Origin of the sequence: Pedobacter petrophilus (genome assembly GCF_009674725.1) — a bacterium.
In the GTDB taxonomy this organism is placed as follows: domain Bacteria; phylum Bacteroidota; class Bacteroidia; order Sphingobacteriales; family Sphingobacteriaceae; genus Pedobacter; species Pedobacter petrophilus.
In genome coordinates this window covers 146959-159468 of sequence record NZ_WKKH01000009.1, presented here as the reverse complement: position 1 = coordinate 159468, position 12510 = coordinate 146959, and the positions used below count along the sequence as shown (strand labels likewise).

Genomic DNA, 12510 nt, shown 5'->3' with positions numbered 1-12510 from the left:
GGACCTTATTAAATTAACTCGGCTAAGGGGGGCTTTTTAAAGTGGTGAAGAGGGGTCAATTTGAAGCGGTTTATCCATTTGAGCAACTGTTGAAAAATATTACCGTGTTTAATGTCAACCATGAGCGTCCCTATGAACCTGTAGAGATGCCCGTTGCAGAATTCAGGCAATTAAACAAGGTGTTGGTAGAGCTTTCGGGCAAAGTGAAGTCTGATTATAACGAGATCAAGCTTTTCACCGAAAATGCTTCCCACGAAATGATGACGCCCCTTGCCGTAATCAACTCAAAGCTCGACAATATGCTCCAGTCCAATGTTCTGGGCAAAGAGGATGGCGAAACGCTTGTTGAATTGTATAAGGCAACTTCGCGTTTAACCAAGCTTAATCAATCCCTGCTTCTTTTAGTAAAAATTGATAATAATTTATTGCAGGATGAGGAAAACGTTAACCTGAAATCGCTTATCGAAGAAAAGCAGGTTTATTTCCAGGAACTTATCACGGAGCGGGATATTACCGTAGAAACCACTTTGACCGATGTAAGCATTGCTGCAAGCAGAAGCTTACTGGAAATACTGATTAATAATCTTTTCAGCAACGTGATCAGGCATAACTATGATGGAGGTAAAATTGAGATTAGGTTGGATGCGGACCAAATCGTATTTGCAAACACAGGCCACAATAAAGCACTTGATCCCTCAAAAATATTTGACCGTTTTTATAAGGATAATGCCTCAGAAGGCACTGGTTTGGGGTTTGCCATATTGAAGCAGATCTGCAACCGGCAGCATTATCAGCTAGATTATTCCTATCATCAGGACCTGCACACCTTCACTATAAAATTTAACCCTTAATAAGATCATATGGCCATTATCGAACCTACCAATCAAGAAATCGGAGCGAAGAGAAAAGGAAAGAAATATGCTTTTTCCACGCGCTTCTGGCACTTGGTAAATTTTGTCCTAATCTCAGGATCCCTGTTCACCGTGCTGATCAACTCCACGCTCTTTGACCGCTCGCAGCGCACCTTTGTGAAAAATGAACTGATTAATGCCGGCGCAGCTGTAAGTGACAAGCAGGCCGGAGCGGTTACACATGGACTGGAGGACCAGGTTTGGGGGATACATATCTATTTTGGATATGCCTTAGCTGCACTTTTTCTGTTCAGGTTAATAGCTGAATTTTTTCTAACTCCTGCACAAAGGCTCTTTCCCAAGCTTAAAAAAGCTTACCAGGCTTATTTTATCTTAAAAAAGGAACGCGAGGCTGCCAAGCACGAACTGGTGGTAAAAGGACTTTACGTTTTTTTTTATCTCCTGCTTCTGATTATGGTTGTTACCGGCCTGCCGCTTGCTTTTGAAGATTATACCGGCATTTGCGCAAAATGTTAACCACAGCATAAAAGAATTCCACGGATTCTGTATGTACCTGATACTGGGGTTTGTTGTACTTCATCTCTCAGGAGTATTTCTTGCCGAGCGAAAGATGGAAAAGGGATTGTTTCGGATATGATCAATGGTGGAGAGAATTAAGATGATGGGCTATTCAATTTAACATAAAGCTAAACATATGAGTAATTTTCATCATGAACAGCATTTAAAAAGCTCGGCATTTATTTCTGATATCGTTATCGGAATGAGTGACGGGTTAACCGTTCCATTTGCACTTGCCGCTGGCCTAAGCGCCGCAGTAAGCAACAATCCGATTATCATTACAGCAGGTATTGCCGAGATCATTGCAGGCTGCATTGCTATGGGACTGGGCGGCTATCTGGCAGGAAAAACAGAGCAGGAGCACTATCAAAGTGAGTTGAAAAGGGAATACCTCGAAGTAGAAAATGTACCCGAAAAGGAAAAAGAAGAGGTAAAGGAAATCTTTGCAGCATATGGGCTGGACGATAAAGCACAAGATCTCCTGGTTGATCAACTGAGCAAGAATAAAGACCACTGGGTAGATTTTATGATGAAGTTTGAGCTTGGCCTGGAGAAACCGGATGTCAACAGGGCGAGAAACAGCGCACTTACCATAGGATTTTCTTACTGCATTGGTGGTATGCTGCCCTTATCAGCTTATTTTTTTACCTCAAAACCACAGGATGGGCTGCTACTTTCTGCTGTGCTGACCACCATCTGTTTGTTTGTATTTGGTTATTTCAAAAGTAAGGTAACCGGCCAGCCACCAATAAAAGGCGCTTTAAAAGTTACTGCAATAGGTTTGATTGCTGCCGGTGCGGCATTTCTGATCGCAAGACTAATTACTTAGTGTGTCATTTAGTAAAAATATGATTAACAAATTTTAATTCAAAACTTCAGGATGTCTTCAGACTTTGTCTATAGTTTTGTTACAAGAGATTGCTTTTTCATACACATTCATTGATCAATAGCTAAAGCACACGGAACCCTAAAGCCTTTTTATAGACAGAATTTTTACACAGTTTTTATTTAGTACATCCCTTTGATACCAAAGAGTTATCCGCCGATACAATGTCAGGATATTTTATTGCATTGCTCATTTAACTATAAAAAGAATATGGACAGAAAAGATTTTCTCAATAGCATCGGGATGAGTGCCGCGGCCTTTGCCCTCCTCAACTGTATCGGTTGTAAAAAGACTGATGGCAGTAGTTCTACAGACACAACAGGTCCTTCCGGCATAAACGTCCCAACCACGGGGCAACGTTTTCAGAAAATGGAGCAGTAACCAATGGGCCGGCATCACGCGCGCCCACCGTTTATAATACCCAGCTAACGGGTACTACTTTAAAAGTTTATTCTTGAGATTATGAAACTACTTTTTGTTGCCCTATTGGGGCTATTTACTATTCCCGCATCGTGGATCGGGAACTTTACAGAAGCGCAAAAACAGGCTAAAGCCTCACATAAACAGATCCTCATCAATTTTTCTGGATCTGATTGGTGCGGTCCGTGCATCCGCCTGCGCAAAGAGATTTTGGAATCCGAAAGCTTTGAACAATATGCAGCTGCTAACCTCTTACTCGTAAGGGCAGATTTTCCAAGGCAGAAGAAAAATCAGCTTCCGAAAGAGCAAATCAAACTCAACGAATCATTAGCAGAGATCTATAATAAAGATGGCAAATTCCCTTTTACTGTCTTGGTTGATGAAAATGGAAAGGTACTCAAAAGCTGGGACGGCTTTCCTAATGAAAGTCCGCAGGCTTTTGTTTCCGAAGTTGCTAAACTAAAAAAATAAGCTCAAAATGGCTAAACCTGTTTCTGTAAACCGGGTACTGAAACTCATGGGAAACCGCTTTGAGTTTACCTTGATTGCTGGGAGCGAGCAGGAGGGCAATGTGGCCATAGATGCCGCAATAGATGAAGTGCGCAGGATAGAATACCTGCTCACAACTTTTAGCGATCTCAGCCAAACCAGCCTGATCAACCGGCATGCCGGTTTAAGTCCGGTAAAAGTAGATGAGGAAGTGATCCGTCTTATCGAGCGATCCATTAGGATATCAGAAATTACTGATGGTGCTTTTGACATTACCTACGGATCGATAGATAAAAGGCTCTGGAACTTTGATATGGGTATGACCAGCCTGCCTGATGAAGCAACCGCCCTGGAATCTGTCGGACTCATCGATTACCGAAATGTGATCCTGAACAAGGAGAAATCGACTGTGTTTTTAAAAAATAAGGGTATGCGTATCGGTTTTGGCGGAATTGGGAAAGGCTACGCAGCCGATAAGGCAAAATTTGTGCTGCAGAAACTGGACATCAAAAGCGGAATTGTGAACGCAGCAGGAGATCTGATTACCTGGGGAACTCAAGCCAGCGGTCATCCATGGACTGTAGGTATTGCAGACCCCGAACAAACCGACAGGCCGTTTTCTGCGCTAAATATCGGCGATATGGCGATTGCCACTTCGGGCAGTTACGAAAAATATGTAACGATTGATGGCAAGCGCTATTCGCATACCATAGATCCCAAAACCGGACTTCCGGTAAGCGGCGTAAAGAGTGTGAGTATTATATGCCCAAGTGCCGAGCTGGCCGATGCGCTGGCTACACCAGTTGTGGTAATGGGCGTGAAAGTAGGGCTGGAGCTGATTAACCAGATTAAACAAGTGGCCTGTATTATTATTGATGATCATGATCAGGTATATACCTCAAACAATATTAATGTGATATAAATATGAAAATTTCAAGAACACTTTTTCTTTCCATGCTGGCTGCAATTTTCTTTAGCAATATGCTTACTTCCTGCAGTAGTGTAAAGCCTTATCAAAAAAGCAAACTTAACGATGCAGACATGATTCTTTCTGCCAGGAAGGCTCAAAAATTTGAGCAGAGTTTCCATCTGTATCGCGAAGGTGCATCAGGAGCCAATGGAGGCAAAAGTGGTGGTGGTTGTGGCTGTAATTAATTAGCTGTAAGAAATGAGAAAAATATATCTTCACGTGCTTTTTATGTACTTCGGTATCTTAAGTACGTATGCACAAACCAGACCTGAACCGGCAAAAACAGACAGCAGTAAGTATCAGTCCCGGAAACTTAAAATCGACGAAATTAACCTGGTTTCAGCCTATTATCATCAGAATGGTAATAACTCTGCCGTTACAGGTGGTATAGGAACCGAGAAACTGAGCGATTTTGCCAATACCATCGACCTGCAGATGTCTAAATTCGATAAAAGGGGCAGAAAAAACACTTTCCTTTTTGAACTTGGTATAGATCATTACACTTCTGCTTCGTCTGATAAGATTGATCCGAGTACTATTTCTTCTGCATCTTCGGCTGATACCCGGATTTATCCTTCTTTGAACTGGACACACTCTAATGAAGAGACCGGGAATTCCTTTGGTTTCACAGGATCTTATTCGACAGAATTCGATTACCAATCGATGGGTGCAGCTTTCAATTTAACCCACTTATCAAAAGATAAAAATACCCAGTTTGATTTTAAACTTCAGGCCTTTTTAGACCAGTGGACGGTCATCCTGCCGATTGAACTGCGAACGGGCAACGCCGGAAAGGGAGGCGAACAGTATGATACAGCGCCTAGGAATTCATTCAGTGCATCTTTCTCGCTTTCACAGGTGATTTCCCAGAAATTCCAGGCCTCATTGATTCTGGAACCGTCCTATCAGAAGGGCTTGCTGGCCACAAAATACCAGCGTGATTATTTTACCGATGGTTCTCTACGTTCAGAGACTTTGCCTGACAAGCGTTATAAGCTTCCTATCGGCCTGCGCATGAACTATTTTTTGGACGACCGTTTTGTGATCCGCACTTTTTACCGTTATTATATGGATAACTGGGGCATAAGGGCACATACTGCAGAACTTGAGATACCGGTCAAGATCAATTCATTCTTTTCGATCAGTCTTTTTTACCGGTATAACAACCAGACGGGTACCAAATACTTTGCACCTTATGGTCAGCATTTGCAATCAGAACAATATTTTACCAGCGATTATGACCTATCAACATTGACCAGTGATTTTTATGGCGCAGGGATCCGCTTCGCCCCACCTAAAGGTGTATTTGGATGGCAGAGACTGAACACGCTTGAGTTAAGGTATGGCCATTATTCACGTTCAACAGGCCTTGTCTCCAATATTGTTTCACTGAACCTTAAGTTTAAATAAGTCCGTTTAAAAAAAGATATCGCCCACATAAAATTCTGATGATGATAAACCTAAAAAGATTCGTCCTGTGCTTGCTTTACAATATCTATTCTTCTCAAATTTTTAACATCAACATAGGCCAGCCCTGTAAAGCAGCAAAATAAAAACACGTCCCTTACATGTTCGAATCTTTCAGAGGGCCAGTTGTTTATTGGCGATCAGCTGTAATTCTACTTCATTGAGATAAACACGATCTACCTTTTTAACTTTGCTTTTATAGTTTAGAAACGGATCGGTTGCCAGCCAGCCACTGGACAAGCAAATGCGAATAATTTTACCGAAGTTCTTTAGATATTTTACAGCAGAATTGTTGGCGCATTTACGAACAGAACGAAGATAAAAATCACACTCGGTAATGAAATTGTGGTTGACTTTCTGATGTCGATATCATCTATATTGTATTTCCATTTCAGGAAGTTAACCGTATGCTTTAAAGAAGTCCGGTAACGCTCTGCCGTGCCTTTGAAAAACTCTTGCCCCACTAACGCTTCCATCTTGCTGTTATGATCTTTAAATACATCAATTAGGGTGCGCTGCTTTTCTACCTTGCCCTGAAAATGATCTCTCAACCTTTCTGCGGTAATCGTATCATCTTTTTCGGTGAGCTGGCGGTGTGCTTCAAATACTTTATTCTGCAAATTGTCCAGATAAGCATTGAAGGATTTTATTTCTTCTTTTTTGCCATTACAGCGACCGGAAATTACATTCCATGCCGATGGGTCACAACTCCGTCCTGTAGTGACCTCACTGCGTTTTCCGTCAACAGTAATCCTAAGATAGATGGGTGCTGCACCCGCCTGATAATTCTTTTGTTTCTTCAAGTAGAAGAGTAAGCTGAAATTAGTTTTCATAACGTTATCCATTAATTGTTACAAATTTAGCTTTGCAGGTACTTTTTGACAAGATGTTCATCCCTTGAACTAGTTGTAATTCAAATAATTACAATCAATTCGGTGAGTCATTTCGATTTACCCATTTACTCACCTAATCACTCACTATCGGACTGTGAATTGGTGCATATTTTGGAATGCCCTAAAAACAAAAAAACCCACTAATCATAAGATTTGCAGGGTTTTTGTTGGTTTTGATACCATTTTGGCGGAGAGTGGGGGATTCGAACCCGCGGACCCTTTAACAAGTCAACAGTTTTCAAGACTGCCGCAATCGACCACTCTGCCAACTCTCCGGTGCAAAAGTACAAACTCCGGTTAATTCTGCAAACTACGCTGACGTTTTTTTTATATTAATTTGATAATTCCTTAACACAGAGGAAGAAAAAATTATTTTCTCCGGATGTTTTCTTCGATAGGATCACTTTTTTTGAAGAGATTGTAATTCGGGCGAATGATTTTCACACTTCTTTTACTTACATCAACGCTGGCATTAAGCTCAAAACCGATCAGTAAAATAAAAGAATTCAGGTAAAGCCAGATCATTACTACAATTAAAGTACCGATGGAACCGTAAACCTTATTATAAGACGCAAAGTGATTGATGTAAAATGAGAATCCCCAAATGGTTAGAAAGGCAAGAATTGTAGCCAACCATGAGCCTGCACTAAACAATTTCCATTTCTTGGCATGAGAAGGACCATACCGATATAAAATGGAAATGGTGATGAAATACAATGCAGCTAATAATGACCATCTGGTAAATTGAATAGCATAAACAGCCAAACTGGCCTTAAGGTGAAGTTCCTCTTTAATGTATTTCAATAAAACTTCGCCTAAAGCCATTGCGGTAATGCAAGCAATGATCGATAAACAGATGAATACGGTTAAGGCGAGAGCGATGAGACGTTGTTTAATCCATCCCCTGGTTTCGATAATTAAGGAAGATTTATTAAATGCTTTCATTAAATTTTTCACCCCGTTGGTGGCAAAAAATATAGCGGATAGAAAACCAAAAGACAACAAGCCCGTATTTTGATTTTTTACAATATCATTCAGTGTAGATTCAAAGGCCTCATAAGCATTATGAGGCAAAACCAGCTCAATTAAATTTAGCAACTGGTCCTGGAAACCATGAATGGGAATAAAAGGAATGAGTGTGAATAAGAAAATGATTCCAGGAAAGATGGCCAGCATGAAGCTATAAGCCAGGGAAGATGATTTGTTAACCAGCGTATCTTTACCAATTTCCCGAAAAAAGAAGGTTGCTACGGTATATAAAGGTAAAGGACTGAAACCAGGCAAGACACAATTCTTCGTCCACTCAATAAAGCTTGAGTAAAGTCTGAGATGTAGTAATTGCCTGTGTAACCATTCCATTAATTATGCTGTAAAATATTGTTTAATGCCATCCATAAAAATTGCTGGTGGCTGACATGGTTTCCTGGTCGATTTATCAACAAATACCAATGTAGTTTTGCCGATATTAATCAGTTGTTCTTCTTCGTTATAAATTTCGTATTCTACATTTAAGCGAACGGTAGGTAATTCTTTCACCAAACATTTAACGGTCAGCACCTGATTATAAAAAGCAGGTTTTAAATATTTACACTGTAACTCCAGCAAGGGTAGCATTACGCCATCAGCTTCCATCGATTCATAAGTGATCCCTGAAGATGCTTCGAAGCATTCTGTTCTCGCAATTTCATAATATAGGGCGTAATTAGCATGATGAACGATCCCCATTTGATCTGTCTCGGCATAGCGAACTTTAACTTTTGTTTCGTGTACAAACATTATCTAAATATATTTTTCTTGTTAAGCGCCTCGCGATATTTTTTTGCATTAATCTCATGCTGTGCTTTCGTCTCCGCAAAATTGTGGTATCCGGAAAAATCTTCCTTTGCACACATGTAAATGTAATTATTTTCCTGCCTGTTCAATACCGCATCAATGGCACTGATACTTGGCATCATAATGGGCCCCGGAGGTAAGCCGGCATATTTGTATGTGTTATATAACGACTGTACCTGCAATAACTTACCTGTAACCCTTTTTACTGTAAAATCATTGTTTGCAAATATCACCGTTGGATCAGCTTGTAATAAAATGCCTTTATTTAAACGGTTTAAATATAAACCGGCAATGATTGGCATTTCTTTATCGTATAATGCTTCAGCATCTACAATAGAGGCAAGGGTATAAACCTGAGCAGGAGTGAGGTTTAAGCTTGCAGCTTTTTGTTTGCGTCCGGCATTCCAGAATTTATCATACTCTTTATGCATCCGTTCAAAAAAATCAACCGGAGATACATTCCAGTACATTTCATAAGTGTTTGGAATGAACATGGCGTAGATATTATCCTGATTGAAGCCATATTTGGTAATCAAATCAGTGGAATCTAATACGCTGATAAAGCTGAGCGAATCGGCTTCTAAATTACTCGCTAAATATGCCGCAAAGTTTTCCTTTTTGCGGATGTTCTGGAACTTAAGCTTTACCGGTTCCTGATTTCCAGCTTTAATTAAATTGATTAAAGTCCGGTTGGTCATTCCTTTTTTAAGACGGTAACGGCCGGGTTTTAAATTGGCAGACAAATTCATTTTCTCTGCTGCGGTAGCGAAAGATGAGACGCTTTTTAGCATATCCCTCTTTTTCAATTCCTCCAGGAAATAATCATAGGTACTTCCGGTTTTGATGTATAAATATTTCTGATTCTCTGTAACGTTTGGAGAAAAATATACCTTATAAAAGTTAAGCGCAAAATAAGCGCCAACCAGCACAATTACAGTAACAATGGCAATTGCTATTTTCTTTCCGTTACTCAATTTCTGTTTTTCTATCTCAGTCATTTTACGATGGGCGTATTATTGTTGTTTATTAGATAAGGTAATGTTGATTTTCGTTCCGATGGCCACTTTGGTCAGCGAATCTACCGGCATTGGGTCCTGTTGTGTAATCACTGCATTGGCACTGTCGGTTATTGCACCATCATAGAGAATATTCCCCAGGCTTAAATTAGAACCTTTTAGACTAAATTTAGCTTCATCTACAGTTAGGCCAACCAATTGTGGAACATCAACCTCCTGGTTACCCTGGCCATCGCCAAGCACCAGGTTAATTCTCGATCCGACAGGAATAATATCTCCCGGCTGAATAGGTTGCCCTCCGAAAGACGCTTCCAAGACTACATCTCTGCTTACATCTGGTTTATAGGTAGTGTCGCCAAGTTTTAACCGCGAACTTTCAATAATGGCTTGTGCCTCCCGTAAAGTTTTGAAAGCAATATCAGGGAACTTCGTATTCGGAACTTTACCAGCGTTTATGGTTAGATAAATTGTCCGGTTGTCTTTTACAAAAGTATTTGGATCAGGATCCTGATCGATTACAATTCCGGCCGGCTGATCCATAATGAAGACAGAATCTACCTCATATTTTAAACCCGCATCTTCAAGTTTCTGCACAGCCTGCTCAAAAGCCAGACCTTTTACCAGTGGAACGTTTAATCCCTGGCCATGTTTGGTGTAATACCGAAGGCTGAAAAATGCAATAAGAAGAAGGCCAACAACCGTTAAAACTGCAGCTAAAATGTTGTTCCTAAAGGATTTTGTTTTTAAATAATCTATAAATTTAGACATGAATGTTAAATTCTGGGGTTATGCGTACAACTCAAATGTAATCATTAATGAGTTAATGAATTATTTCCGGCATTTCGTTAACAATAATCACACCATTAAATACTTCGTTCATTAACAATTCTATTCGTCAATAATTAAACTTTGCACAAAGATATTTATATTTTTGAGGATATATTTACAATCAATTTCAATTTATAATTAAGGATTTTCACAATGAAGAAAACGATTGCCCTGTTAACAGGCGGTACCACAGGTGAATGGGTTGTTTCAGTAAAAAGCGCAGCCACTATAGCACAAAATTTAGATGCCGATTTATACGATGTTTATAAAATTATGCTCAATGATCACAGCTGGTTTTATGAGCCTGCGGATTCTGTAAAAATTGAAATTAATAGAAATGATTTTTCTTTAACGCTGGAAGGAAAGAAGATAAAATTTGATGGTGTTTTTATTGCTATCCACGGTTCGCCGGGTGAAGATGGAAAGTTACAAGGGTATTTTGACATGTTGCAAATTCCGTACACTACCTGTGATGCCCTGACCTCTTCCATTACCATGAATAAAGGTTATACAAAAGCGATTGTAAGTGGAATTGATGAATTGTTTACCGCTAAATCAATCCAGATTTTTAAAGATGGAAACTACCATATTGATGAAATTAAAAAAGACCTGAAATTACCCTATTTCATCAAGCCAAACAGTGGGGGCAGCAGTATTGGCATGACTAAAGTGAAACATGCAGATGACCTGGAAACTGCTCTTGATAAAGCATTCAAAGAAGATAATCAAGTATTGATAGAAGAGTTTGTAAGTGGAAGAGAATTTTCTATTGGTGTATTTAAAGCACAGGGTGAGGTGACCGTTTTACCAACCACTGAAGTGATTCCCGCCAATGAATTTTTTGATTTTGAAGCAAAATATACCCCTGGTGCTACGGAAGAAATTACACCGGGAAATATGAGCAATGAAGAATATGAAAGGGTTCACCGGATTGTGAAGGATATTTATAAAAAATTAAACTGCAGGGGGATTGTTCGCATTGATTATTTTCTTGAATATGAAACCGGTAACTTTTATTTCATAGAAATTAATACGATCCCGGGGCAAACAGCTACCAGTTTTATTCCTCAACAAGTTGCGGCGATGGGTATTTCTTTGAAAGCATTTTACACGAGTTTATTGAAAGAAACCATTGGTTAACCCCAATATCCGAAATTATTAATCTGATGGAAATCCGTAGGCTTATTGAAAAAGGGTTTGCTGTAAAGAAGTTCAGAAAAGATTCAATTATATATGAACCGGGCATGCAGCCCAAGAATGTTTATTTCATAAAAACCGGCGAAGTACGCATGGTTACCATCAGTGATGAAGGAAAGGAATTTATTCAGGGGGTATTTAAAGCAGGCCAGTACTTTGGCGAACCTGCATTACTAATTAACCGGCCTTATCTTGCTTATACGATTGTAAATAAGGATTCGGAAATTATCCAGGTGGCGAAAGATGGTTTCTTTTTATTGATTGAGGAAGAACCTGATTTTAGCATGGCGCTCATTAAAACGCTGAGCAACCGGTTATTTTATAAATCGATGATGCTGGAAGAGTTAGCCAACGAAAAAGCTGAACACCGCCTGCTTACCTTGATTAATTATTTACTTGCCGATGTTGAAGTGGGAAATGCACTAAGATTTACACGGCAGGAACTTGCAGATATGACGGGCTTACGTGTAGAAACCGTGATTAGAGGGGTAAAGCTGCTTTCATCAAAAGGGCTGATCTTTATGGTTAAAGGGAAGATTGTACGAGGAATGTAATAAAGATTGGCACTGCCTGAAGTGCCTGTAAAACATGATCCAGATCATAAAGGCGCGAGGCTTTTAGTAGTAAATTTGTATGATTAAATAATACAAAAATGGCTGAATTATCAAGTTTTCAAGCGTTTATTCAATGTAAATGTCCACGTTGCCGCAAAGGAGAAATTTTTACAGGTAGTGCGTATTCCTACAAATTACAAAAAACGAATATATATTGTCCTCATTGCAACCTGAAGTTTGAGCGCGAGCCAGGCTTTTTCTATGTTGCCATGTTTGTGAGTTACGCCATGAACGTTGCAGAAATCATTTCGATCGGTGTGGCTTCATACGTTTTAGGTTTACCACTTATTTATGAAAATTTGTGGTATTATGTTGGGATTATTCTTTTTGGAGTATTACTCTGTTCGCCTATAAACTACCGGTATTCCAGAGTGGTTTTATTACATTACCTAACCCCGGGTTTGCACTATGTACCTGGCAGTGGAGATCTTGTGAAAGAAGTTTAAAAAATCAGGATAATAGAATGA

General features: G+C 39.7%; 17 protein-coding genes and 1 tRNA gene. 11 read left to right on the top strand and 7 right to left on the bottom strand.

The window, feature by feature from the left end:
* Nucleotides 1-41 precede the first annotated feature (41 nt).
* From GJU39_RS08395 to GJU39_RS08360, 8 genes are all read left to right on the top strand, one after another.
* Nucleotides 42-851, top strand: coding sequence for an ATP-binding protein (locus tag GJU39_RS08395; RefSeq protein WP_209437607.1), 810 nt, complete (start codon nucleotides 42-44; stop codon nucleotides 849-851).
* Between the two features lie 9 nt (nucleotides 852-860).
* Entirely contained in the window at nucleotides 861-1388 is a 528-nt protein-coding gene (locus GJU39_RS08390; protein WP_245227731.1) for a cytochrome b/b6 domain-containing protein, read from the top strand.
* A gap of 178 nt (nucleotides 1389-1566) precedes the next feature.
* Nucleotides 1567-2259, top strand: a complete 693-nt coding sequence (locus GJU39_RS08385) for a VIT1/CCC1 transporter family protein (protein ID WP_154280339.1) — start codon at nucleotides 1567-1569, stop codon at nucleotides 2257-2259.
* 192 nt (nucleotides 2260-2451) lie between these two features.
* Complete coding sequence (locus tag GJU39_RS08380) at nucleotides 2452-2697, top strand: hypothetical protein (RefSeq protein WP_154280338.1); 246 nt, start codon at nucleotides 2452-2454, stop codon at nucleotides 2695-2697.
* Nucleotides 2698-2778: 81 nt separating this feature from the next.
* Nucleotides 2779-3207 (top strand): thioredoxin family protein, encoded by a 429-nt coding sequence (locus tag GJU39_RS08375; RefSeq protein WP_154280337.1) that lies wholly within the window; start codon nucleotides 2779-2781, stop codon nucleotides 3205-3207.
* Nucleotides 3208-3214: 7 nt separating this feature from the next.
* Nucleotides 3215-4147 (top strand): FAD:protein FMN transferase, encoded by a 933-nt coding sequence (locus tag GJU39_RS08370; RefSeq protein WP_154280336.1) that lies wholly within the window; start codon nucleotides 3215-3217, stop codon nucleotides 4145-4147.
* Nucleotides 4148-4149: 2 nt separating this feature from the next.
* On the top strand, nucleotides 4150-4380 hold the full coding sequence (locus GJU39_RS08365) for a DUF4266 domain-containing protein (protein ID WP_154280335.1): 231 nt from the start codon (nucleotides 4150-4152) through the stop codon (nucleotides 4378-4380).
* A 13-nt stretch (nucleotides 4381-4393) separates the two neighbouring features.
* Nucleotides 4394-5605 carry a DUF3570 domain-containing protein gene (locus GJU39_RS08360; RefSeq protein ID WP_154280334.1) on the top strand — a complete coding sequence of 404 codons (1212 nt, stop codon included), beginning with the start codon at nucleotides 4394-4396 and terminating at the stop codon, nucleotides 5603-5605.
* A gap of 171 nt (nucleotides 5606-5776) precedes the next feature.
* Here GJU39_RS08360 and GJU39_RS24270 read toward each other — a convergent pair whose 3' ends face one another.
* From GJU39_RS24270 to GJU39_RS08330, 7 genes are all read right to left on the bottom strand, one after another.
* Nucleotides 5777-6001 (bottom strand): phage integrase SAM-like domain-containing protein, encoded by a 225-nt coding sequence (locus GJU39_RS24270; protein WP_379104788.1) that lies wholly within the window; start codon nucleotides 5999-6001, stop codon nucleotides 5777-5779.
* On the bottom strand, nucleotides 5941-6495 hold the full coding sequence (locus GJU39_RS08355) for an Arm DNA-binding domain-containing protein (RefSeq protein ID WP_167515667.1): 555 nt from the start codon (nucleotides 6493-6495) through the stop codon (nucleotides 5941-5943). The genes GJU39_RS24270 and GJU39_RS08355 overlap by 61 nt, the downstream gene beginning before the upstream one ends.
* A gap of 245 nt (nucleotides 6496-6740) precedes the next feature.
* A tRNA-Ser gene (locus GJU39_RS08350) sits at nucleotides 6741-6830 on the bottom strand.
* 94 nt (nucleotides 6831-6924) lie between these two features.
* Nucleotides 6925-7914 (bottom strand): YihY/virulence factor BrkB family protein, encoded by a 990-nt coding sequence (locus GJU39_RS08345; protein ID WP_154280332.1) that lies wholly within the window; start codon nucleotides 7912-7914, stop codon nucleotides 6925-6927.
* Nucleotides 7915-7917: 3 nt separating this feature from the next.
* Nucleotides 7918-8331: an acyl-CoA thioesterase gene (locus GJU39_RS08340; RefSeq protein WP_154280331.1), complete on the bottom strand. Its 414-nt coding sequence runs from the start codon at nucleotides 8329-8331 to the stop codon at nucleotides 7918-7920.
* Nucleotides 8331-9386, bottom strand: a complete 1056-nt coding sequence (gene mltG / locus GJU39_RS08335) for an endolytic transglycosylase MltG (protein ID WP_154280330.1) — start codon at nucleotides 9384-9386, stop codon at nucleotides 8331-8333. The genes GJU39_RS08340 and mltG overlap by 1 nt, the downstream gene beginning before the upstream one ends.
* Nucleotides 9387-9401: 15 nt before the next feature.
* Nucleotides 9402-10172, bottom strand: coding sequence for a PASTA domain-containing protein (locus GJU39_RS08330; protein WP_154280329.1), 771 nt, complete (start codon nucleotides 10170-10172; stop codon nucleotides 9402-9404).
* Nucleotides 10173-10385: 213 nt separating this feature from the next.
* Between GJU39_RS08330 and GJU39_RS08325 the strand changes: the two genes are divergently transcribed.
* The 3 genes from GJU39_RS08325 (at nucleotide 10386) to GJU39_RS08315 (ending at nucleotide 12489) form a co-directional block, all read left to right on the top strand.
* The gene (locus tag GJU39_RS08325; protein ID WP_154280328.1) at nucleotides 10386-11372 is read left to right on the top strand and encodes a D-alanine--D-alanine ligase; all 987 of its coding nucleotides are present in this window, start codon (nucleotides 10386-10388) and stop codon (nucleotides 11370-11372) included.
* A 26-nt stretch (nucleotides 11373-11398) separates the two neighbouring features.
* Entirely contained in the window at nucleotides 11399-11983 is a 585-nt protein-coding gene (locus tag GJU39_RS08320) for a Crp/Fnr family transcriptional regulator (RefSeq protein WP_154280327.1), read from the top strand.
* A gap of 98 nt (nucleotides 11984-12081) precedes the next feature.
* Nucleotides 12082-12489 (top strand): DUF983 domain-containing protein, encoded by a 408-nt coding sequence (locus GJU39_RS08315; RefSeq protein WP_154280326.1) that lies wholly within the window; start codon nucleotides 12082-12084, stop codon nucleotides 12487-12489.
* Nucleotides 12490-12510 lie beyond the last annotated feature (21 nt).